The sequence below is a fragment of the Sinorhizobium fredii USDA 205 genome, from assembly GCF_001461695.1.
GTDB lineage: Bacteria > Pseudomonadota > Alphaproteobacteria > Rhizobiales > Rhizobiaceae > Sinorhizobium > Sinorhizobium fredii.
Genome location: NZ_AUTC01000180.1, coordinates 1 through 20743 on the forward strand (window position 1 = coordinate 1; position 20743 = coordinate 20743).

The 20743-nt window shown below is 63.9% G+C and carries 20 protein-coding genes; 10 read left to right on the plus strand and 10 right to left on the minus strand.

From position 1 onward, the window contains the following. The 3 genes from N181_RS26050 to N181_RS26060 all read right to left on the minus strand — a co-directional run. Positions 1-1217, minus strand: a 1217-nt coding sequence (locus N181_RS26050; protein WP_060563989.1) for a TRAP transporter large permease, incomplete at its 3' end; no start/stop codon positions are given. Next, positions 1214-1744 carry a TRAP transporter small permease gene (locus N181_RS26055; protein ID WP_037401442.1) on the minus strand — a complete coding sequence of 177 codons (531 nt, stop codon included), beginning with the start codon at positions 1742-1744 and terminating at the stop codon, positions 1214-1216. The genes N181_RS26055 and N181_RS26050, both read right to left, overlap by 4 nt. After that, positions 1741-3159 (minus strand): FAD-binding oxidoreductase, encoded by a 1419-nt coding sequence (locus N181_RS26060; RefSeq protein WP_037435704.1) that lies wholly within the window; start codon positions 3157-3159, stop codon positions 1741-1743. The genes N181_RS26055 and N181_RS26060 overlap by 4 nt, the downstream gene beginning before the upstream one ends. 133 nt (positions 3160-3292) lie before the next feature. On the opposite strand from N181_RS26060, the gene N181_RS26065 reads away from it, so the two are divergent. After that, positions 3293-4180 carry a dihydrodipicolinate synthase family protein gene (locus tag N181_RS26065; protein WP_037435706.1) on the plus strand — a complete coding sequence of 296 codons (888 nt, stop codon included), beginning with the start codon at positions 3293-3295 and terminating at the stop codon, positions 4178-4180. 14 nt (positions 4181-4194) lie between these two features. Here N181_RS26065 and N181_RS26070 read toward each other — a convergent pair whose 3' ends face one another. Further along, complete coding sequence (locus N181_RS26070) at positions 4195-4788, minus strand: TetR/AcrR family transcriptional regulator (RefSeq protein ID WP_037435708.1); 594 nt, start codon at positions 4786-4788, stop codon at positions 4195-4197. Between the two features lie 118 nt (positions 4789-4906). On the opposite strand from N181_RS26070, the gene N181_RS26075 reads away from it, so the two are divergent. The 3 genes from N181_RS26075 (at position 4907) to N181_RS26085 (ending at position 8504) form a co-directional block, all read left to right on the plus strand. Then, a complete protein-coding gene (locus N181_RS26075; RefSeq protein ID WP_037435710.1) occupies positions 4907-6130 on the plus strand; it encodes an MFS transporter in 1224 nt (407 codons plus the stop codon). Positions 6131-6264: 134 nt separating this feature from the next. Beyond that, positions 6265-6699 carry an OsmC family protein gene (locus tag N181_RS26080; RefSeq protein ID WP_037435711.1) on the plus strand — a complete coding sequence of 145 codons (435 nt, stop codon included), beginning with the start codon at positions 6265-6267 and terminating at the stop codon, positions 6697-6699. A 326-nt stretch (positions 6700-7025) separates the two neighbouring features. After that, positions 7026-8504 (plus strand): Do family serine endopeptidase, encoded by a 1479-nt coding sequence (locus tag N181_RS26085; protein WP_037435712.1) that lies wholly within the window; start codon positions 7026-7028, stop codon positions 8502-8504. A 94-nt stretch (positions 8505-8598) separates the two neighbouring features. Here N181_RS26085 and N181_RS26090 read toward each other — a convergent pair whose 3' ends face one another. The 6 genes from N181_RS26090 to N181_RS26115 all read right to left on the minus strand — a co-directional run bounded on the left by N181_RS26090 (position 8599) and on the right by N181_RS26115 (position 14289). Continuing rightward, positions 8599-8859: a hypothetical protein gene (locus N181_RS26090; RefSeq protein WP_037435714.1), complete on the minus strand. Its 261-nt coding sequence runs from the start codon at positions 8857-8859 to the stop codon at positions 8599-8601. A gap of 109 nt (positions 8860-8968) precedes the next feature. Then, on the minus strand, positions 8969-9151 hold the full coding sequence (locus N181_RS26095) for a hypothetical protein (protein WP_037435715.1): 183 nt from the start codon (positions 9149-9151) through the stop codon (positions 8969-8971). A gap of 97 nt (positions 9152-9248) precedes the next feature. Continuing rightward, positions 9249-9782: a sarcosine oxidase subunit gamma family protein gene (locus N181_RS26100; RefSeq protein WP_037435717.1), complete on the minus strand. Its 534-nt coding sequence runs from the start codon at positions 9780-9782 to the stop codon at positions 9249-9251. Continuing rightward, on the minus strand, positions 9775-12738 hold the full coding sequence (locus N181_RS26105) for a sarcosine oxidase subunit alpha family protein (protein ID WP_060563991.1): 2964 nt from the start codon (positions 12736-12738) through the stop codon (positions 9775-9777). The genes N181_RS26100 and N181_RS26105 overlap by 8 nt, the downstream gene beginning before the upstream one ends. Continuing rightward, complete coding sequence (locus N181_RS26110) at positions 12735-13013, minus strand: sarcosine oxidase subunit delta (RefSeq protein WP_014332439.1); 279 nt, start codon at positions 13011-13013, stop codon at positions 12735-12737. The genes N181_RS26105 and N181_RS26110 overlap by 4 nt, the downstream gene beginning before the upstream one ends. Positions 13014-13038: 25 nt before the next feature. Next, on the minus strand, positions 13039-14289 hold the full coding sequence (locus N181_RS26115) for a sarcosine oxidase subunit beta family protein (RefSeq protein WP_037435728.1): 1251 nt from the start codon (positions 14287-14289) through the stop codon (positions 13039-13041). Positions 14290-14386: 97 nt separating this feature from the next. On the opposite strand from N181_RS26115, the gene N181_RS26120 reads away from it, so the two are divergent. The 6 genes from N181_RS26120 to glnT all read left to right on the plus strand — a co-directional run bounded on the left by N181_RS26120 (position 14387) and on the right by glnT (position 20604). After that, a complete protein-coding gene (locus tag N181_RS26120; RefSeq protein WP_037435731.1) occupies positions 14387-15355 on the plus strand; it encodes a GlxA family transcriptional regulator in 969 nt (322 codons plus the stop codon). Positions 15356-15469: 114 nt separating this feature from the next. Further along, positions 15470-16138 carry a helix-turn-helix domain-containing protein gene (locus N181_RS26125; RefSeq protein ID WP_014332436.1) on the plus strand — a complete coding sequence of 223 codons (669 nt, stop codon included), beginning with the start codon at positions 15470-15472 and terminating at the stop codon, positions 16136-16138. Positions 16139-16234: 96 nt separating this feature from the next. Continuing rightward, positions 16235-17140, plus strand: coding sequence for a class II glutamine amidotransferase (locus N181_RS26130; RefSeq protein ID WP_037435732.1), 906 nt, complete (start codon positions 16235-16237; stop codon positions 17138-17140). Positions 17141-17169: 29 nt separating this feature from the next. Continuing rightward, entirely contained in the window at positions 17170-17856 is a 687-nt protein-coding gene (locus N181_RS26135) for a GltB/FmdC/FwdC-like GXGXG domain-containing protein (RefSeq protein WP_014332433.1), read from the plus strand. 25 nt (positions 17857-17881) lie between these two features. Then, positions 17882-19210: an FMN-binding glutamate synthase family protein gene (locus tag N181_RS26140; protein ID WP_060563993.1), complete on the plus strand. Its 1329-nt coding sequence runs from the start codon at positions 17882-17884 to the stop codon at positions 19208-19210. A gap of 86 nt (positions 19211-19296) precedes the next feature. After that, a complete protein-coding gene (gene glnT, locus N181_RS26145) occupies positions 19297-20604 on the plus strand; it encodes a type III glutamate--ammonia ligase (RefSeq protein ID WP_037435735.1) in 1308 nt (435 codons plus the stop codon). The last annotated feature ends 139 nt before the right edge of the window (positions 20605-20743 follow it).

A 20743-nucleotide genomic window follows, 5' to 3' on the forward strand; every position in this document is an offset into this window, starting at 1 on the left:
ACGATGAGCTCGGCCCAGAGGAAGGGCCACAGGCCCTTCATCAGATCGCCCATGGAAATGTTGGCGACCCGGCACATGACGTTCAGCACGATGCCGACCGGCGGGGTTATCAGCCCGATCGCGTTGTTCATGATGAAGAGGACGCCAAAATAGACCGGATCGATGCCCGCCTGCTTGATCACCGGCATCAGTACGGGGGTCAGGATCATCAGGGTCGGTGCGAAGTCCAACGCGGTGCCGACGATCACCACTATGACCATGATGACGGCCATCAGCAGGATCTTGTTGTCCATGAAGGGGCTGAGCATCGCCTCGACCTGCGAGGGCAGTTCCGACAGGGTGATGAGCCAGGCCGAGATCAGCGCCGTGGCGATCAGGAAGACGATGACGGCGGTGCTCTTTGCCGCGGCAACGAGGATCGGGTGGAGCTGGCGCAGCGGCAGCTCCCTGTAGACGAAGGCGCCGACCAGGAAGGCGTAGACGCAGGCAACAACACCGGCCTCGGTCGGGGTGAAGACGCCGAATTTGAGCCCGCCGATGATGCCGGCCGGCATGACGAGCGCCCAGATGCCGTCGATGCCGGCGCGCAAGCGAGCACTCCAGTCCTGGCGCGGCAGGACCTTGACCTTGTCGCGCCGCGCGACCCAAAGCCAGGCGAAGAGAAGAGAAACCCCCATCATCAGGCCCGGAATGATCCCGGCCAGGAACAACTTGCCGATCGAGACATTGGCGATGACGCCGAAGACGATGAGGCCGATCGAAGGCGGGATCACCGGCGCGATCACGCCGCCGGCGGCGATCAATCCCGCGGAACGCGGCACGTCGTAGCCGGCCCGGCGCATCATCGGAATGAGCAGCGCGCCAATCGCCGCCGCGTCGGCCGCGGCACTCCCGGAGATCGCGGCCATCAACACGGAAGCGAAAATCGCAACGAAGCCGAGGCCGCCGCGAAGATGACCGACGAAGGTCAGCGCGAAAGTGACAATCCGTTTCGAAATGCCCCCGGCATTCATGAGTTCGCCGGCCAGCATGAAGAACGGAATGGCGAGCAGGGGAAAGCTGTCGGCACCCTCGATGATCTTCTGCGACAGGATCGTCGTGTCGATATTGCCTTGTAGCACCATCAGCGCGACGGCGCAGATCAACAGGGCGAAGGCGATCGGCAGGCCGAGGGCAATAGCGCCGATCAGCGACCCGGTGAAAACCGCGATGGTCATCGGTCGGCCCTCTCAGCGATGTGAACCTGGGGGAGCTCCTCGCTCTCGCTGGTTTCGAGAAGTTCGCTGTCGAGAATCCGCCCCGTCACCGCGCGCCAGAGTTTGACCAGCGCGTGCAAGCCGATGCCCGTCGCCGATAAATAGACGACGCCATAGACCCAGATCATCGGAATTTCCGTCACGGGCGCCAGGGTGCTGGCATTGACCTCGTGCTGGAGCCATGTGCCCCGTAACAGCATTGCGCAGCAGATCAGGATCAAGCTTTGGCTGAGCACGCAACAGACGATCCTGCCGCGCCGCGAAAGGGCGCGCACCAAAGTGTCCATTCCAAGATGGGAGCCATCGCGCATTGCCACGACCGCCCCGATGAAGGTGACCCAGACGAAGAAGACGCGGGAGAGCTCCTCGGAGACCACGATGCCGGAATTGAAGGCGTAGCGCAGTACGACGTTGCCGAAGACCATCACGACCATCGCGGCCAGGAGAAGGGCGAGCAGCGCCTCGATGGCCTGGAACAAACGGTTCATAGCGAAATGACCTTGCCGGGGTTGAGCAGGTTTTCGGGGTCGAGCGCCTGCTTCAGCACACGCATCAGCGCGATCTCGGCGTCGCTGCGCGCATGGCCGAGCCACTTCTTCTTCGTCGTGCCGATGCCGTGCTCCGCCGAAATGCTGCCGCCCATCTCGCGCACGAGACCGTAGATGATCGCGTCCATCGCCTCCTTCGGTTGCTGCTCCATCGGCAGTCCGGCGACCCAGGCGACCAGATGCAGGTTCCCGTCGCCGATATGACCGTAATAGACGCTTTCGCAGCCGGGAATGTTCGCTTCGAGGGCCGCCTTGCACCGGCGCGCGAAGCGGTCCATGCGGTCGACCTGGAGGCCGATATCATAGGAGATGTGCGGCCCGAGCCCGGTTCCGAATTCGGCGCAGGCGTCGCGCACCGCCCAGAAGTCCTTCACCTGGGCATGGGACTGGGCGACCGCCGCATCGGCGAGAATGCCGCTTTCCGCCATCTCCTCGAGCCAGGACTGGAACCGCGCCGCATCGGACGCCTCGTCCGACCCGTGTGTTTCGACCAGCACATAGAAACCATGGCCGGAGGCGACCGGCGAACGAACCTTCAACCGTTCGGTGACGACCTGCCAATAATCGGGCCACATCACCTCGAACGCCGAGAGGATGGGTCCGAGGCCGCTGCGGGCGCCGGCCAGGAGCGCCGCCACGTCCGTGTAGCTCGAAAGTGCGCAGAGCGCCGCCGCGGTGGAGCGCGGCTTGGGGAACAGCCGCAGCACCACCCGGGTGATGATGCCAAGGGTGCCTTCCGATCCGATGAAGAGGTGCTTGAGATCGTAACCGGCATTGTTCTTCAAGAGCTTGTTGAGGTTCGTCAGCACCGTTCCATCCGGCAGAACCACCTCGAGGCCAAGAACGAGGTCGCGGGTCATTCCATAGCGGATGACGCGATTTCCGCCCGCATTGGTCGAGAGATTGCCGCCGATCGCGCAGGATCCGCGCGAGCCGAGATCGAGCGGAAACAGAAATCCCGCCTCGTCGGCTGCCTTCTGCACGACCTCGAGCGGCGTACCGGCCTTGACGGTCATCGTCGCGCTGACGGGATCGATTTCCTCGATGCCGACCATCCGCTCCAGCGAAATGGCGACCCAGCCGGGCTCCGGCGTTGCCCCGCCGCACAGGCCGGTCAGGCCGCCCTGCGGCACGAAGGGCAGCCGGGCGGCCCGGCAGGCGGCCACGGCCCGCGATGCTTCCTGGGCATTGCCAGGGCGCAATACCGCCAGGGGTTCGCCAGGAGGCTTGCTGCTCCAGTCGTTCCGGTTGCGCAGAGGAATGTCATTGCCGGTCAGGACCGCCTGAGCCCCGAGCTCCACCCTCAATTCCTCGAGCGGGTCCCCTTTCGGACGATTTCGTTCCACCGCATCCATTCGCTGGCTTCTTTCTTGTATGTAAGGTACTGTACCTTAGCAACGGCGGATGATATGTCAAGCTCCGCTAACGCAGCACAGGACCGGACTTCGCCCCAACACGGGGGCAAGCCAGAACGAGGGGAATATCGCGATGCCAGAGAGAGCCAGCCGGTTCGGCCTGTCAGCAGCAATGGTGACGCCATTTCGCCAGGACGGCAGCATCGACTTTCCCCGCTTCGCCCGGCATGCCCGAGCATGCCTGGACAATGGCTGCGCCAGCGTGACCGCCTTCGGTACGACTGGGGAAGGCGCCTCCATCGACATCTGCGACCGCGAGCGGGCGCTGGGCGCGCTGGCCGGCGCGGGGATTGAAGGAAGGGACGTTGTCGTCTGCGTCGCCGCCGCCTCGGCGGGTGAGGCGCTCGCGCAGGCGCGCATGGCTGCGGATTTCGACAGTCGAAATCTTCTTCTGCCGCCGCCTTTCTACTTCAAGGGTGTGAGCGATGAGGGCCTGTTTGTCTGGTTCTGCGAAGTGCTCGAAAAGCTCGGAACGGCAGCGGGCGGCGTCATCCTCTACAACATACCGTCGGTCACTCAGGTCACTCTTTCAGTCGAACTGATCGCCCGGTTGAAGCAAGCCCTTCCCGGCGTCGTGACCGGCGTGAAGGATTCCTCCGGCGACTGGGCCTATACGCAAAAGCTGCTTGCGGCCGACCTCGCCATCCTGATCGGCGACGAGCGCTATCTGGCAGAAGGCGTGCGCCTCGGAGCAGAAGGGGCGATCTCGGGTCTCGCCAATGTCTGCCCGCAGCCCCTGCTTGGTCTGGCGCAGGACGGGCGAGGGGACGCACGGATCAACGGCCTGGTGGACGAGGTGCTCAAATATCCGGTGGTCCCAGCCGTGAAATCTCTCGTCGCTCACCGCAGCGGCGAGCGCGCCTGGCTCAATGTTCGCGCACCCTTGGTGGGACTCGGCGAGGTTGAAGCGGCCCGGCTCGGTTCGCTTTTCGATCGCCTGTTCGAGACCGGGACGGATTGACGCCAGTCCGGCCCTTACTTCTTGTCGACCCTCAGTCCCTCAAGTAGCGCCCGGAAGCCGTCCACCGCTCTTCGTGAAGTTTCCTCGGGCGTATCGGAATTAGCGATCCAAAAGGCGGCATGACTGCTGGCGCCGTTGATCAGGCGCGCCGCCACTTCTATGTCGATATTGATGATTGCGCCCTCGGCCTTTAGCTGTCGCAGGCTATCGCTAAGGGCAGCGATGCAGCCGTTGGTGCTCGGCCACTGCGATATGTCTCCGAGCACAGCCGGCCCATCGCGGAACATGATGCGCTGGATTTCCGGCTCGAGCGCCATCTGGATATAGGCAACGCACTCTTCGACGAAACCTTCCCAGCGGTTCGGCGCGGCTGCCGAGACGCGATTGAGTCGGGCCGTCATCTCGGCATCGATCTGGTGGATGACCGCCTGCAAAAGACCCTTCTTGTCGCCGAAGTGGTGATAGAGAGCGCCTCTGGTCAACCCCGCCCCCGCGGTGAAATCGTCCATCGAAGCCTCGGCATATCCAGCCGCCCCGAAGGCCTGTCGGGCGGCGGCAATCAGCTTTGCCCGTGTTTCGGCAATCATGTCGTGGCGTTGTCTGCGCATGCATTCTCCTATTCACATACGCTGCGTATTTTATTTGACATACGCCGCGTATGCAACTAAATCAGGACATACGCCACGTATGTAAGTGGTGAGATCGGGTCCTTACAAGGAACGTTCCATGTCCAATCCTTATGCAGAGATATTCAGTGCCCCGGGCGCAAAAGGCTTTTCGGCAGCCGGCTTTCTCGCCCGCCTGCCGATCGCCATGGCCCCGATCGGCATCGTTGCGATGCTCTCCCAGACGCACGGGGAATACTGGTTGGCAGGCGCGGTGTCGGCGACCTTCGCGCTGACGAATGCGCTCGTTTCTCCCCACATATCGCGGCTGGTCGATCGCTACGGCCAGACGGCGGTCGTGATCCCCACCACGACGATTTCGGTCTTTGCCTTCCTCGCCCTCATTGCGGCGACCAATCAGGATTGGCCCGTTTGGACGCTCTTCGTTTCCGCCTTCCTGGCGGCAGCCATGCCCAGCATGCCGGCGCTCGTGCGCGCCCGCTGGACCGAGATCTTCCGCAACCGGCCGGAACTGAACACCGCTTTTGCCTTTGAATCTGCCGCGGACGAGTTGGTCTATATCGCTGGCGCTTCATTCTCGGTGGGCTTGGGGGTCGCGCTCTTCCCCGAGGCCGGCATGCTCGCCAGCACGATCTTCCTGGCGCTTGGAACACTGGCATTCATCCTGCAGCGCGGGACCGAACCGAGGCTGCGCCATGAGGACGTCGACGTCCGGCAGGGCTCGGCGATCCGCCTGCGTGCCGTGCAGATCATCACGCTCGCACTCGTCTTCGTCGGTTCCACGTTCGCGACCGCGGAAGTGAGTGCCGTTGCGATCACCAGGGAACTCGGGCAGCCGAATGCGGCAACCCTCGTCATCGGCGTCTACGCAATCGGTTCCTTCATACTTGGCCTGGTCCTCGGCGCCCTCAACCCGACCGTGCCTTTGCACCGGCAGCTCCTGATCGCGGTCAACGTCCTTGCCATCACTGCCTGGCCGCTCCTGGTGGCTGATACGGTGCCGCTGCTGGCACTCGCCGTGTTTGTCAGCGGTATCGCCATCTCTCCGACCTTCATCACCGCCTTCGGCCTGATCGAGCGCCGTGTGCCCGCCTCGATGCTGACCGAGGGCGTGACATGGGTGACGACCGGCATCGGAATCGGCATGGCTCTCGGTGCCTTTGTCGCCGGCTGGGTCGTCGACAATTTCGGTGCTGTGAGCGGCTTCTGGGTGTCGGTGATCGCCGGCGCGGCGACCGTGGTGACCATCGCTCTCGGTCAGCGGAGCCTTGCCGGAACCACAATCGAATGCCGGGCGGGCCCACTTGCCCAGCCCGCCGAATAGCGAAGCGACCGCCGACGTCGCACGGGATCGCTGAACTCAACGGGAACATGTCGCGCTCTCATGCGCGACATGTTTTTTGCTGACGATTCACGCTATCAACGTCGGGACGACGATAAGCATTTGGGGAGGTCATCATGAAGGCGCGGATCAAGTGGGTCGAAGGGCGAACCTTTGTCGGCCAGTCGGGCAGCGGGCACAATGTCGTGCTCGGCACGGCTTACGGGCCGGAAGGAAGCACGCCCGGACCGAGCCCCATGGAGTTGGTGCTGATCGGCACCGGCGGCTGCTCGGCCTTCGATGTCGTTCACATCCTCGAAAAGGGTCGCCAGGCGGTCGAGGATTGCATCGTCGAGCTCAGCGCAGAGCGGGCGGATCAGGAGCCGAAAGTGTTTACCCGCATCCCCATGCACTTCGTGGTCAAGGGGCGCGGGCTCGCCGCCAGCAAGGTCGAACGCGCCATTGCTCTGTCGATCGAGAAATACTGCTCCGCGTCAGCAATGCTCGCCAAGACGGCGACGATTACCCACGATTTCGAGGTCGTCGATACCGCTGCCGCTTCGCCGGCCTGACCTGCAGGCTTGCGGCTCGGGACCGAGCGCCGCAGCCCCGGGCCCGGACAGACCAAGCCCGCGGATCGCAAGAATGTTCCGCAAGGAAAACTGGTCGTGCGACCTACGGTTTCGTATATACCGGTGACACGAAGATTAACATTAATTCATGAACGAAATTTAATCCGGTAAATGCGGCGAATTTCACATTTTGACTTTTGTCGTGGCGTTATCTGGTGGTGACGACGCGGTGGAATCGCCGAACCGCCAGTATTTATTCTAGCCCAGAATGTAACTCCACCGTGGTCGCGTGTATCAAACCTCCATATTCGAGAAGGAGACACGCCATGGCCAATTCTCCACAACAGAAGAGCTCGCGGGCGCGCCGCTTGACGGCCGCCCTGGCAGCTCTGTCCTCCGTGTCCGCACTCAGCCTTGCCGCTCTCGTCGCGGAACCGGTCGCCATGCACACAACGACTGGTCCCGGTTCGACGGTGCGGGCGGCGACAAACACAGAACCGCCATCGGCGGCGGAACCGGGCGACTTTGCCGACATCGTCGCCCGGGTGAAACCGGCGGTTATTTCGGTGCGTGTCGAGATCGACGGAGCGCAGCAACAGCTTGCGGCGCAGGACGAGGACAGCGCTCCCGACCCGGATGACGGCCAGGGTCCGCTGATGGGCGAGGGCTCGGGCTTCTTCATCTCGGCGGACGGCTATGCGGTGACCAACAATCACGTCGTCGACCATGCCAAATCCCTCGAGGTCATGACGAATGACGGCCGGAGCTACGAGGCGAAAGTCGTCGGCACGGACCCGAAAACCGATCTCGCATTGATCAAGGTCGATGGTCGGGATTTCCCGCATGTGCGCTTTGCCGATCAGCGGCCGCGCGTCGGCAACTGGGTGATTGCGATCGGCAACCCGTATGGGCTGGGCGGTACCGTTACCGCCGGCATCGTTTCGGCCGAAGGCCGCGACATCGGCGCCGGACCCTATGACGACTTCATTCAGATCGATGCGCCGATCAATCGCGGCAATTCCGGCGGGCCGGCCTTCGACGTCAACGGCGATGTCATCGGCGTCAACACGGCGATCTTCTCGCCCTCCGGGGGCTCGGTCGGCATCGGCTTCGACATCCCGGCCGACACGGCGAAGGCCGTAATCGCCGAGTTGAAGGAAAAGGGTCATGTGACGCGCGGCTGGCTTGGCATCAAGGAACAGCAGGTCACTGCCGATATCGCCGAGGGCCTCGGCCTGAAGGAGGCGAAGGGCGCGCTTGTCGACGAGGCAGATCCAGCCGGCCCGGCAGGCAAGGCTGGCATCCGGTCTGGCGATCTCATCACGGCGGTCGACGGGGCAACGATCAATGACCCGCGCGAGCTGGCCCAGAAAGTCGGCGCGATGGCGCCGGGTACCTCCGTCACGGTGGGCATCCTTCGCAACGGCGAGCCGCAGGACCTGGCCTTGAAACTTGCAACCATGCCGGAGGAACGGCCGGCGGCAGGCGAGTCGGCAACCGGTAGCAACGCCGCTCCCGCCAGCGAGCAGGATTTCGGGCTCCTGCTGGCGCCGGCCAGCAAGGTGGCCGGTGCCGGCGAAAAAGGCATGGTCGTTGTCGCCGTCGACCCGAAAGGGGCGGCGGCGCAACACGGGCTTGAAGCGGGCGACATCGTTCTCGACGTCGGCGGCAAGGCGATTGCGAACGCCAAGGACTTCCGCCGGGATCTGGTGTCGCTTCGCAAGGAAGGCAGGATGGCTGCGCTGCTCCGCATCCAGTCGGGCGGCACGACGCGGTTCGTCGCCTTGCCGCTCGGCCATGCTTAGCGGAAACGGACAGCCGGCATGCATGTTCGAGCCAAGCATATCGGGCGTGGGAGGCGAACTTGATGCGCTTCTTGCGCCCGTCGCGGCGATCAGGCTAGCCTATCAAAGTGCCCCAGCTCGGATTCCATTGAACGTCTTCGACAAGCTCCACATAAATCGGCATGTCACCCCCACTGTGTGCCCTTGCCAGCCGGAAAGCGGCTTCCGGCTCCATTTCTTCGCCGGGGAAGATCATGTCGGCCTCAGCCGGGTCGATGACCTGTCGTACATATCCCCGGACTTCATCGCCGTAGCGGTAGAGCTTGACAATGATTGCGCCCGGCACCGGCTTGTCAGGCAGCTGTTGGATCAGCATGGCATCTCTCCCTCTTGAGGAGGTAGCGATATCGATCTTGCAAACGAATCAGCCCCGCCCACTCCCGGTCGGAGAAGGACAGCGGCTATGTTTCGCGCTGGCGTCTCGACTAAGCCATTCCGGCCGGGTCACCGATTGGCAAGAGGGCCGGATCCGTCGGGTTCTTGGTATCCTCCGGCTTCTTGATCGGCGGCTCGGCGGGCTTCTCCAGGCTGCGGTCCGGCCTGCCTGGGATGCCCTGTGGTTCTCTCGGGGTCTCAGTCGGGGCGGGAATAGGGTCTCTCTTCGGCATGGTGTTCTCCTTTCCAAGGACAACGACCACGACAGGCGATGGTTCCTGGCCCACGCCCTCCGAGCTCGAGGCCCGAGAAAAACCTGGACGGAGCGCGTCAACCGAACTCCGCGCTCATTCTTTCCAGGCCCTCCCAAAGGCTGCTGGCGAAGCCTCGCAACACCATGATTTCGAAAGCGGTCGCATCGAGGCGGGTGAGATGCACGGAGACGTGACCGAGCAAAGTCGCCGCTGAGTGGCCGACCGGAAATGCCCCGATGTCGAGGTCGATGGCTGTGCCTTTGGCGAGCATCCGCTCGACCACGGTGCCCTCGACGCGGATTCGGACGCGGCCGTGGCTCTGGTCGACGGTGGCCGCATGGGGGCCAAGCGCGTTCGCCAGATCCAGGAACGTGTCGCGGGGCAGCGGCTCGTCGCCGACGATGAACCATTGCCCGGGACCGGCAGTACGCACCGCATGCGGTGCCGTTCCTGCGGCATCCGCCAACACGGCCAAGAGATCAGCACCCGGCGCTCGCTCGAACACCTGGACGACGTGCCCCTCCGGCAGGGCGATGATGGCGATCCGGTGCGAAGCGACGCGAGGCGCCGGCGCGAGGGCGCTTCGGTGGACGATGGCGAATTCAGACATGGAGCTTCTCATTTCCAGGGTCGACGAAACTCGGATCGCAGAGGATGGCGGGTGTGTATTCGTCTTTCAGGCCGTTCCAAACCACGATTTTCTCGCCATGCCGCTCCGGCCCGTGCTTGACGAGCGCAAGGCCGATCGTCGAGCCGACATGGGGTGAAAAGGCGCTCGAGGTGACGTAGCCCTGGTCATTGTCGAGCGTCGCCTCGGCGTCCTTTGCGAGGATATGCGAGCCGGTCGTGAAGCTCGTCGCAGGATCGATCGGCCGAACACCGACGAGGCGCGGCCGGTCGGCGGCCGTCAGCCCTTCGCGGGCAAGCATGGCTTTGCCGATGAAGTCGGGTTTGCTGGCCGAGACCATGCGCCCGAAGCCGAGGTCGCTCGGCACAACGGTGCCATTGATCTCGTTATGCGTGACGTGCCCCTTCTCGATGCGCAGCACGCCGAGCGCCTCGCTGCCATAGGGCTGGAGGCCATGTTCGGCGCCGGCATCCATCAAGATGTCGGCGATGCTCTCCGCATAACCGGCCGGCACGGCGAGCTCATAGGCGAGTTCGCCCGAAAACGAGATGCGGAAAAGCCGCCCGTGAAGCCTGCCGCCGCAGAGCGACACCTCTTTCGCGCCGAGATACGCAAACGCGGCACGGGAAATGTCGTCGTCGACGATCTTCGAGAGAACCAGCCGCGCCTTGGGGCCGGCGATCGCCATCTGAGCCCATTGGTCGGTGACGGAGGCCAGCCGCACATCGAGTTCGGGCCAGAGCGCCTGGGCGCAGAACTCCAGATGGTTCATGACTCCCGCCGCATAGGCTGTCGTGGTCGTCATGAAGAAATGCTCGTCACCAAGCCGGCTCGTCGTGCCATCGTCATAGATGAAGCCATCTTCGCGCAGCATGATGCCGTAGCGCGCCTTGCCGACCGGCAGCGACAGGAAGCCGTTGCAATAGACGCGGTTGAGGAATTCGGCGGCATCCCTGCCGAAGATCTCGATCTTGCCGAGCGTCGAGACATCGCAGAGGCCGACATTCTGCCGGACGTTGACGACCTCGCGGTCGACGCTTTCGCGCCAGCTCTGCTCGCCCTCGCGGGCAAACCAGGCGGAGCGGAACCAGAGACCGGACTCGACAAAGATGGCGCCATGCTTCCTGGCCCAGTCATGCAGCGGCGACTTGCGGACCGGCTGGAAGTGCCGCCCCGCATGAGCGCCGGTCAGCGCGCCGAAGGATACCGGCGTATAGAAGGGCCGGAAGGTGGTCGTCCCGACCTCGGCGGGCGAGACGCCGCGCGCCTTGGCGATCAGCCCGATCGCATTCATGTTCGAGAGCTTGCCCTGGTCGGTCGCCATGCCACTGGTGGTGTAGCGCTTGGCAAGCTCGACATGACCGTAGCCTTCGCGCACCGCCAGGCCGAGATCCTTGAGATGCACGTCGTTCTGGAAATCGACAAAGGCCTTGTCCTTGATACCGGGGATCGACCAGAGCGGCCTTGCGGGAGGCGTGCCTTCGTCTCCGTCGACAGCGGCAAAGACGGCCGGACTGCAGGATATACCGAGATCGTCGAGGATCGCCTTTGCCTTCGCCGCACCGGCCGCGAGGCAGGCAGCAAGGCCCGCCGTCGCCGCGGCAGCGCCGGCAACCTCGAGGCCCCTCAGCCCCTCGGGCGCGAGAAAGGCCGCCTCTTCCGTAGACCATAGCGGCCTGGCGCCACGGTGGCAGGCGAGATGGATGATCGGACTGAAACCGCCGGCCATGGCGAGCGCGTCGACCGCGATGGTCTCAACGCGGCCGTCGCGCCGGACTTCGATCGCCGAGATCGCCCGGTGGCCTTTCGTGCCACAAACGACTGCCTCGCGGATCAGGCGCGCCTTGCCGCGGTAGTCCATACCGGCCGACGGGCGGCTGTCGACGATGGCAACGACGTCGACGCCGGCTGCTTCGAGATCGCGGGCCAGACCATAGCCGCTATCGTCGCTGGTGAAGATAGCGGCCGCCTTGCCGGGCGCGACGCCGTAGCGGTTGAGATAGGTACGCATGGCGCTCGCCATCATCACGCCGGGACGGTCGTTGCCGCCGAAGACGAGCGGGCGCTCTTCCGCGCCGGTCGCAAGCAGCGCCTGCCGGGCGACGATGCGCCACAGGCGCTCGACCGGAAGATGGCTCTGGGGGTCGCGCACATGCTTCTGCACCCGCTCGACCGCACCGAAGACATTGCCGTCGTACCAGCCGAAGACGGTCGTCCGCGTCATCAGCCGGACATTGGGCATCGACTGCAGTTCAGCGCTCGTGTCGCGCACGAAATCGGTGGCCGCCCTGCCGTCGATCGTCGCACTATCGAACAGCAGCGAGCCGCCGGGCAGCGCGCCTTCGTCGACGAGCATGACCCTTGCACCGGCGCGTCCGGCGGTCAGCGCGGCGGCAAGCCCCGCAGGGCCGGCGCCGATGACGAGCAGATCGCAATGTGCCCAGCTCTTCTCATAGGCGTCGGGGTCCGCTTCGTAGCTTGCCTTGCCGAGGCCGGCCGCCTTGCGGATCAGCGGCTCATAGAACTTCTCCCAGAAGGCTGCCGGCCACATGAAGGTCTTGTAGTAGAAGCCGGCGCCGAGGAAGGGTGACAGCAGGCCGTTCAGCGTGCCGAGGTCGAAATCGAGCGAGGGCCAGCGGTTCTGGCTCCGCGCCTCCAACCCCTCGTAGAGCTCCTGCACGGTGGCGCGCGTATTCGGCTCGGTGCGGCCGCCCCGGCCGATGGTGACAAGCGCATTCGGCTCGGCGGACCCCGCCGTCAGGATGCCACGCGGCCGGTGATATTTGAAGCTGCGGCCGACCAGCATCCGCCCGTTGGCAAGCAGTGCGGAAGCGAGCGTATCGCCTTCGAAACCCTGCATCGGCCTCCCGTCGAATGTGAAGGAGAGCGGCATCGTGCGGTTGACGAGGCCGCCTTTATCCAAGCGATAGGATGTCATGGTTGCGCCTCTGCTCGCTTCGCAAGCGCTGCGTCCTGGCATGCCGCGACCTCATGGCTCGCCGTGTCGCGGGTTACCACCAGCCAGCGGCGGCAGCCGGAGGTGTGATGCCAGTATTCGCGGTAGGCGCCGCGCGGGTTGTCGCGCCGATAGACATAGTCCATCCACGCTTCGCTTCCGGCCCCGGCGTCTGGCCGCGGCAGCACCGCGCCCTTGATGGTGAATTCCTCCTTGGGACGCGCGCCGCAATGAGGGCAGGAAATAAGGCTGGCCACGGTTCAAATCCCTTGCTGAGGTTGTTCAGTGAAGATTGGGCTGGGCGCCCATGCCCTTTTCGTCGATGAGATGGCCCCGTTCGAAACGATCGAGGCGGAACGCTCGCGCCGTCTCCTGAGGCGCCTCGCGGGCGATCAAATGCGCGAAGCAGTAACCGGAGGCGGGCGTCGCCTTGAAGCCGCCATAGCACCAGCCGGCATTCAGATAGAGATTGTCGATATGGGTGCGGTCGATGATCGGCGAACCGTCCATGCTCATGTCCATGATGCCACCCCAGGCGCGCAGCACGCGGACACGCGACAGCGCCGGGATCATCGACTTGCCGGCCTCCGCCACGTGCTCGACCGTCGCGAGGTTGCCGCGCTGGGCATAGGAATTGTAGCCGTCGATGTCGCCGCCGAAGACGAGGCCGCCCTTGTCCGACTGCGAGACGTAGAAATGGCCCGCGCCGAAAGTGACGACGCAATCGATGAAGGGCTTCAGCCCCTCCGAGACGAAGGCCTGCAGCACGTGGCTTTCGATCGGCAGGCGAAGGTCAGCCATCGCAGCGACGCGCGAGGAATTGCCGGCTGCGGCAAGCGCCAGCTTTCCGCAGCCGATGAAGCCGCGGCTCGTCTCGACGCCGGTGACGCGACCGTTCTCCCGTCGTATCCCGGTCACTTCGCAGTTCTGGATGATATCGACGCCGCGGCTGTCGGCGCCGCGGGCATAGCCCCAGGCCACCGCATCGTGGCGCACCGTGCCGCCGCGCCGCTGTATGAGGCCGCCCTGGATCGGGAAGCGGGCATTGTCGAAATCGAGAAAGGGCAGCATCTTGCGCACGGCCGCCCGATCGAGCAGTTCGGCGTCCACCCCATGCAGCCGCATCGCATTGCCGCGCCGCGTATAGGCGTCACGCTGCGCGTCGGAATGGTAGAGATTGACGACGCCGCGTTGCGACACCATGGCGTTGAAGTTGAAATCCCGCTCCAGCCCTTCCCAGAGCTTCATCGAAAACTCGTAAAACGGGTTGTTGCCGGGAAGCAGATAGTTGGAGCGGATGATCGTCGTGTTGCGGCCGACATTGCCCGAGCCGACATACCCCTTTTCCAGAACCGCGACATTGGTGATGTCGAATTCCTTGGCGAGATAATAGGCCGTCGCAAGACCGTGCCCGCCACCGCCGACGATCACCACGTCGTAATGGAGTTTCGGCTGCGGATCGCGCCAGGCGGGGCGCCAGGCGCGATTGCCGACAAGACCGTTCATGAGAATGGAGAGGGCGGAGTAGCGCATCCTGGGCTTCCCTGAAAATCTCCACCCCTTGATAACGCGGCCAGATTCGTTTGAACTGCACCTATGAGCCATTTTATTGCATGAATGAGACATCACAATGGATGAGGTAAGAAACGTCCAGCGGATTGGCTTCGTGCTCATTCCGAACTTTGCGCTGATGTCCTATGCGTCGGCCACCGAGCCGTTGCGGGCCGCCAATCTGCTTGCCGGCCGGATACTCTTTGCCGTTACGTCGCTATCCGTTGGCGGCAAGCCGATCGCGAGTTCTTCCGGCGTCTCCGTGGAATGCGACGACGTGACCGCGAAGGCGGAGCACTTCCATACGGTGTTCGTCTGCGCCGGCGGCGGGCCTGCCGACTGGAAAGATTCGGCTGCTCTCTATCCTGTGCTGCGACGGCTGGGGCGCGAAGGCGTGCGGATCGGCGGCATCTCCAGCGGCGCTTTCCTCCTGGCGGCCGCCGGTCTACTCGAAAATCGCGATTTCACCATCCACTGGGAGCATGCGCCGGTGCTGCGCGAGGCCTTTCCGCATCTCAATCTGCGCCAGGCCCGCTATGTCATCGATGCCGATCGCATCACCTGCGGCGGCGGCGTGGCGCCGCTCGACATGATGCATGCGCTGATCGCGGAACGGATGGGCACCCATTTCGCCCGCCGGGTCAGCGACTGGTATCTCCACACCGCCGTTGCCGAACCCGCAGACCCGCAGCGGGCGTCAGCCGCTGAACGTTTCGGCACGCGCCGCCCGGCGCTGCTCGCCATACTGGAAAAGATGGAGGCGACGATCGAACGGCCGCTCGATCGCGCCGCCATGGCACGCTTTGCCGGCATCAGCCAGCGGCACCTCGACCGGCTGTTTGCCGACGAGCTCGGTTCGGCATTTCGCGACACCTATCGCCAGACACGCCTCAGGCACGCCCGCCGCTTGCTCGAACAGAGTCCCCTGTCGATTTCCGAGATTGCCTTTGCCACCGGTTTCTCGAGCTCCGGGCATTTTTCACGCGCCTTCAAGGAATTCTTCGGACTGACACCGCGCGCATGCCGCGACAGGCTGAGCGCGCCTTGAAGCCAAACGATGCTCGCCAGCCGGCCCGGTGATCGCGGCGGAACTTTCTTCCGGGTTGAGGAAGTTTTCCCTGGAGTATAATCATCGTCCGGCCTTTCCATCAGCGAGACAGTCATGACCGAAAACCGCAAGTCGGCGTCGAGCCCGAGCCAGATATTGTCGCAGGATCCCCATGCCGTGAGGGAGCCGAGGGAAAACAATCTCGAAATGGCGATCGGTCATGAGGTGCGCCTCTATCGCAAAAAGCTCGGGCTGACCGTCACCGATCTTTCCGCGGCCACGGGGATGTCGGTCGGCATGCTGTCGAAGATCGAGAACGGCAATATTTCGCCGTCGCTGACGACCCTGCAGGCGCTGTCGCGCGCCCTCGGCGTGCCGATCACCGCCTTCTTCCGCCGTTTCGAGGAACCGCGGCGGGCGACCTTCGTCAAGGCAGGCGAGGGGATGAATATCGAGCGACGCGGCACCCGCGCCGGCCACCAGTATAGCCTGCTCGGCCATATCGACAACAACACCAGCGGCGTCACGGTCGAGCCCTACCTCATCAGGCTGACGACGGACTCCGACGTCTTTCCGACCTTCCAGCACGAGGGCATGGAGTTCCTCTACATGCTCGAAGGCGAGGTCGTCTATCGCCACGCCGACCAGCTCTACAGGATGGAGCCCGGCGACAGTCTTTTCTTCGACGCCGACGCGCCGCACGGCCCGGAAGAACTCGTCAAGCTGCCGGCGCTTTACCTGTCCATCATTTCCTATCCACAGCACGGCGGTGGCGGGGACTAAGCCGAAAGTTGCCTTAGAAGAAAAATATATTCCTGAGGATTGATTTCATCGATCCGCTCTGTTAGCACTTGCAACATCGACGAAAGGAGATGGGCTATGTGCGGCATTGTTGGATTGTTCTTGAAGGATCGGAGCCTCGAGCCGAAACTCGGCGCGCTGCTCTCGGACATGTTGATCACCATGACCGACCGCGGCCCGGACTCCGCCGGTATCGCGATTTACGGTGCGCCCACCTCGGGCAGGGCGAAGATCACCGTCCAGTCCGCTGCCGCTGCCTCCGACTTCGCCCGCCTCGAGGGGGCGCTTGCAGAAGCCGGTCTGCGCGCATCCGTTTCGGTGAAGAGCACCCATGCCGTCATCGAGGTCGAAGCGGGCAAGGTGGACGAGACGCGTGCCGCGCTGGCAAGGTTGCGCCCTGGCATCCGCGTCATGGGATCCGGTGACTGCGTAGAGATCTACAAGGAAACCGGCCTGCCGAAGGATGTGGTGGCGCGCTTCGACGTCCGCTCGATGGGCGGTACCCATGGCATCGGTCATACGCGCATGGCGACGGAATCGGCCGTTACGACGCTTGGCGCGCATCCGTTCTCGACCGGGGCCGACCAGTGCCTCGTCCACAACGGGTCCCTGTCGAACCACAACAACCTGCGCCGCGAACTGGTGCGCGAAGGCATGACCTTCGAAACGCAGAACGACTCGGAGGTGGCTGCCGCCTACCTCACCGCTGAGATGGCCAAGGGCAAGGACCTCGGCCAGGCACTGACAAGCGCGCTCGACGACCTCGACGGCTTCTTCACCTTCGTAGTCGGGACCAAGTCCGGCTTCGGCGTCGTGCGCGACCCGATCGCCTGCAAGCCCGCGGTGATGGCCGAGACCGATCGCTACGTGGCCTTCGGCTCGGAATACCGCGCCCTCGCCAACCTGCCGGGCATCGAGGACGCCCGCGTCTGGGAGCCGGAACCGGCGACGGTCTATTTCTGGGATCACGAGAAGGCCGCCTGAGCCGTCGGCCCATTGCAAGGATCATCACTATGCCTGTCATCGATCTCGCCGTCACGCCGCTGCGTGACCTCAACAGCGCCCTGCATGCGATCCCACCGGGGGCAAACGACATCAACTACGAAGTCCTCAATCCGCGCGGCAGCCATGCCGTCGCGGTCGGCATTGATGCGCCCGTGACGGTCGATGTGAAAGGCTCCGTCGGCTACTATTGCGCCGGCATGAACGACGGCGGCACGGTGACCGTCCACGGCTCTGCGGGCCCCGGCGTCGCCGAGAACATGATGTCGGGTACGGTCGTCATCGAAGGTGACGCCAGCCAATATGCCGGCGCCACCGGACGCGGCGGCCTCCTTGTCATCAAGGGCAATGCGGCGTCGCGCTGCGGCATCTCGATGAAAGGCATCGACATCGTCGTGCACGGCAGCATCGGCCACATGTCGGCCTTCATGGGGCAATCCGGCCACCTCGTGGTCCTAGGGGACGCGGGCGACGCGCTTGGGGACTCGCTCTACGAGGCGAGGCTTTTCGTGCGGGGCAGCGTCAAGAGCCTCGGCGCCGACTGCATCGAGAAGGAGATGCGCCAGGAGCACCTGACGCTGCTTGCCGGGCTTCTCGAAAAGGCCGGCGTCACCCAGGTCAAGCCGGAGGAATTCAAGCGCTACGGCTCGGCCCGCAGGCTCTACAACTTCAACATCGACAACGCCGACGCTTACTGAAAAGCGGCGAAAAGGGTTTAAGACCATGTCCTACCGCAATCCCTATACGCCGCCGCGCAAGTCGGCCACCTTCGACGATTATACGCTTGCTGAAATACGCCGCGCCGCCGCAACCGGCATCTATGACATTCGCGGTGGCGGAACGAAGCGCAAGGTGCCGCATTTCGACGATCTGCTCTTCCTCGGAGCGTCGATCTCCCGCTACCCGCTCGAAGGCTATCGCGAGAAATGCGATACGTCAGTGGTGCTCGGCACGCGCTTCGCCAGCAAGCCGATCCATCTGAAAATCCCGATTACCATCGCCGGCATGAGCTTCGGGGCGCTGTCCGGCCCCGCCAAGGAAGCGCTCGGCCGCGGCGCGACGATTTCCGGTACCTCGACGACCACCGGCGACGGCGGCATGACGGACGAGGAGCGCGGCCATAGCGAGACGCTGGTCTATCAATATCTGCCGTCTCGCTACGGGATGAATCCAAAGGATCTCCGCCGCGCCGACGCGATCGAGGTCGTCGTCGGGCAGGGAGCTAAGCCCGGTGGCGGCGGCATGCTGCTCGGCCAGAAGATTTCCGATCGCGTTGCCGAGATGCGCACCCTGCCGAAGGGCATCGACCAGCGCTCGGCCTGCCGCCATCCCGACTGGACCGGGCCAGACGATCTCGAGATCAAGATCCTCGAGCTGCGCGAGATCACCGACGGGGAAAAGCCGATCTACGTCAAGGTCGGGGGTGCGCGGCCATATTACGATACGGCACTTGCGGTCAAGGCCGGCGCCGATGTCGTCGTGCTCGACGGCATGCAGGGCGGAACGGCGGCAACGCAGGACGTGTTCATCGAGAATGTCGGCATGCCGACGCTCGCCTGCATCCGGCCCGCCGTCCAGGCGCTGCAGGATCTCGGCATGCATCGCAAGGTCCAGCTCATCGTCTCCGGCGGCATCCGCTCCGGCTCTGACGTCGCCAAGGCCTTGGCGCTCGGTGCCGATGCGGTGTCGATCGGCACGGCCGCACTGGTGGCAATCGGCGACAACGATCCGCGCTTCGAAGAGGAATACCGCAAGCTCGGCTCGACCGCCGGAGCCTATGATGACTGGCATGAAGGCAAGGACCCGGCCGGCATCACCACGCAGGACCCGGAACTGATGAAGCGCCTCGATCCGATCGCAGCCGGCCGCAGGCTCGCCAACTACCTGAAAGTGATGACCCTGGAAGCCCAGACGATCGCGCGCGCCTGCGGCAAGAACCACCTGCACAATCTGGAGCCGGAGGACCTCTGCGCGCTGACGATCGAGGCGTCGGCGATGGCGCAGGTGCCGCTCGCCGGCACGAGCTGGATTCCCGGCAAGGGGGGCTTGTGACCTACCGTGGCGCCCGTCGTTTGGGAGGATGCTGGGCGCCTCACGCATAAAAGGCAAAGTGTCTGAAAAATCCAAAGGGGAACTGCATGACACTCGATCTCTCAAGCTACGCCAAGGAGCGCGGCGTCAAGTATTTCATGATCAGCTATACCGATCTCTTCGGCGGACAGCGCGCCAAGCTCGTCCCGGCCGAAGCGATCGCAGACATGCAGAGGGATGGCGCCGGATTTGCCGGTTTTGCGACCTGGCTCGATCTGACGCCCGCCCATCCCGACCTCTTCGCGATCCCCGATGCTTCCTCGGTCATCCAGCTTCCCTGGAAGAAGGACGTCGCCTGGGTCGCTGCCGACTGCTTCATGGAAGAACAGCCGGTGGAGCAGGCGCCGCGCGTCGTCCTGAAACGGCTGATCGCCGAGGCCCATAGTGAGGGCTTGAGGGTCAAGACCGGCGTCGAGGCAGAATTCTTCCTGATCGCGGCGGACGGCTCGAAGATATCGGATGAGCTCGATACGGCGGAAAAGCCCTGCTACGACCAGCAGGCAGTGATGCGCCGCTACGACGTGATCGCCGAGATCTGCAACTACATGCTCGAACTCGGCTGGAAGCCGTATCAGAACGACCACGAGGACGCCAACGGCCAGTTCGAGATGAACTGGGAATATGACGACGCGCTCAAGACCGCCGACAAGCACTCCTTCTTCAAATTCATGGTGAAATCGGTCGCCGAGAAGCACGGGCTGCGCGCTACTTTCATGCCGAAGCCCTTCAAGGGGCTGACCGGCAACGGCTGCCATTGCCACATCTCGGTCTGGGATTCGGAAGGCGAGGTCAACGCCTTTGCCGACAAGGCGGCCGAATTCGGACTTTCGAAGCAGGGCCGCACCTTTTTGGGCGGCATCATGAAGCATGCCAGCGCTCTTGCGGCGATCACCAATCCGACGGTGAACTCCTACAAGCGCATCAACGCGCCGCGCACGATCTCCGGCGCGACCTGGGCGCCGAACACGGTGACCTGGACCGGCAACAACCGCACTCACATGGTGCGCGTCCCTGGCCCGGGCCGCTTCGAGCTGCGCCTCCCCGACGGCGCCGTCAACCCCTACCTCCTGCAGGCGATCATCATTGCCGCCGGCCTCTCGGGCCTCCGTTCCAAGGCCGATCCCGGCCCGCACTACGACATCGACATGTACAGAGACGGCCACACGGTCACGGACGCGCCGAAATTGCCGCTCAACCTCCTGGACGCTCTGCGTGAATACGAGAAAGATGAGGCGCTGCAACAGGCACTCGGGACAGAGTTCTCGGCCGCCTATCTCAAGCTGAAGCACGGCGAATGGAACAGCTACTGCTCTCAGTTCACCAAATGGGAGCATGAGACGACGCTCGATATTTGAGAGCGTCAGTTGGCCGCCCGTCAATTGCCGGGTCGCCGATCGAAAGATGAAGAGCAGACATGGACAAGTTCATCCTCACCGTCTCGTGCCCGTCCACCCGCGGCATCGTCGCGGCGCTCTCCGGCTATCTCGCCGAACA

Excerpts from the sequence above, each read along its gene's own strand:
- N181_RS26055 (WP_037401442.1), bottom strand. The coding sequence starts at position 1,744 with ATGAACCGTTTGTTCCAGGCCATCGAGGCGCTGCTCGCCCTTCTCCTG.
- N181_RS26060 (WP_037435704.1), bottom strand. The coding sequence starts at position 3,159 with ATGGATGCGGTGGAACGAAATCGTCCGAAAGGGGACCCGCTCGAGGAA.
- N181_RS26065 (WP_037435706.1), top strand. The coding sequence starts at position 3,293 with ATGCCAGAGAGAGCCAGCCGGTTCGGCCTGTCAGCAGCAATGGTGACG.
- N181_RS26070 (WP_037435708.1), bottom strand. The coding sequence starts at position 4,788 with ATGCGCAGACAACGCCACGACATGATTGCCGAAACACGGGCAAAGCTG.
- N181_RS26075 (WP_037435710.1), top strand. The coding sequence starts at position 4,907 with ATGTCCAATCCTTATGCAGAGATATTCAGTGCCCCGGGCGCAAAAGGC.
- N181_RS26080 (WP_037435711.1), top strand. The coding sequence starts at position 6,265 with ATGAAGGCGCGGATCAAGTGGGTCGAAGGGCGAACCTTTGTCGGCCAG.
- N181_RS26085 (WP_037435712.1), top strand. The coding sequence starts at position 7,026 with ATGGCCAATTCTCCACAACAGAAGAGCTCGCGGGCGCGCCGCTTGACG.
- N181_RS26090 (WP_037435714.1), bottom strand. The coding sequence starts at position 8,859 with ATGCTGATCCAACAGCTGCCTGACAAGCCGGTGCCGGGCGCAATCATT.
- N181_RS26095 (WP_037435715.1), bottom strand. The coding sequence starts at position 9,151 with ATGCCGAAGAGAGACCCTATTCCCGCCCCGACTGAGACCCCGAGAGAA.
- N181_RS26100 (WP_037435717.1), bottom strand. The coding sequence starts at position 9,782 with ATGTCTGAATTCGCCATCGTCCACCGAAGCGCCCTCGCGCCGGCGCCT.
- N181_RS26105 (WP_060563991.1), bottom strand. The coding sequence starts at position 12,738 with ATGACATCCTATCGCTTGGATAAAGGCGGCCTCGTCAACCGCACGATG.
- N181_RS26115 (WP_037435728.1), bottom strand. The coding sequence starts at position 14,289 with ATGCGCTACTCCGCCCTCTCCATTCTCATGAACGGTCTTGTCGGCAAT.
- N181_RS26120 (WP_037435731.1), top strand. The coding sequence starts at position 14,387 with ATGGATGAGGTAAGAAACGTCCAGCGGATTGGCTTCGTGCTCATTCCG.
- N181_RS26125 (WP_014332436.1), top strand. The coding sequence starts at position 15,470 with ATGACCGAAAACCGCAAGTCGGCGTCGAGCCCGAGCCAGATATTGTCG.
- N181_RS26130 (WP_037435732.1), top strand. The coding sequence starts at position 16,235 with ATGTGCGGCATTGTTGGATTGTTCTTGAAGGATCGGAGCCTCGAGCCG.
- N181_RS26135 (WP_014332433.1), top strand. The coding sequence starts at position 17,170 with ATGCCTGTCATCGATCTCGCCGTCACGCCGCTGCGTGACCTCAACAGC.
- N181_RS26140 (WP_060563993.1), top strand. The coding sequence starts at position 17,882 with ATGTCCTACCGCAATCCCTATACGCCGCCGCGCAAGTCGGCCACCTTC.
- glnT (WP_037435735.1), top strand. The coding sequence starts at position 19,297 with ATGACACTCGATCTCTCAAGCTACGCCAAGGAGCGCGGCGTCAAGTAT.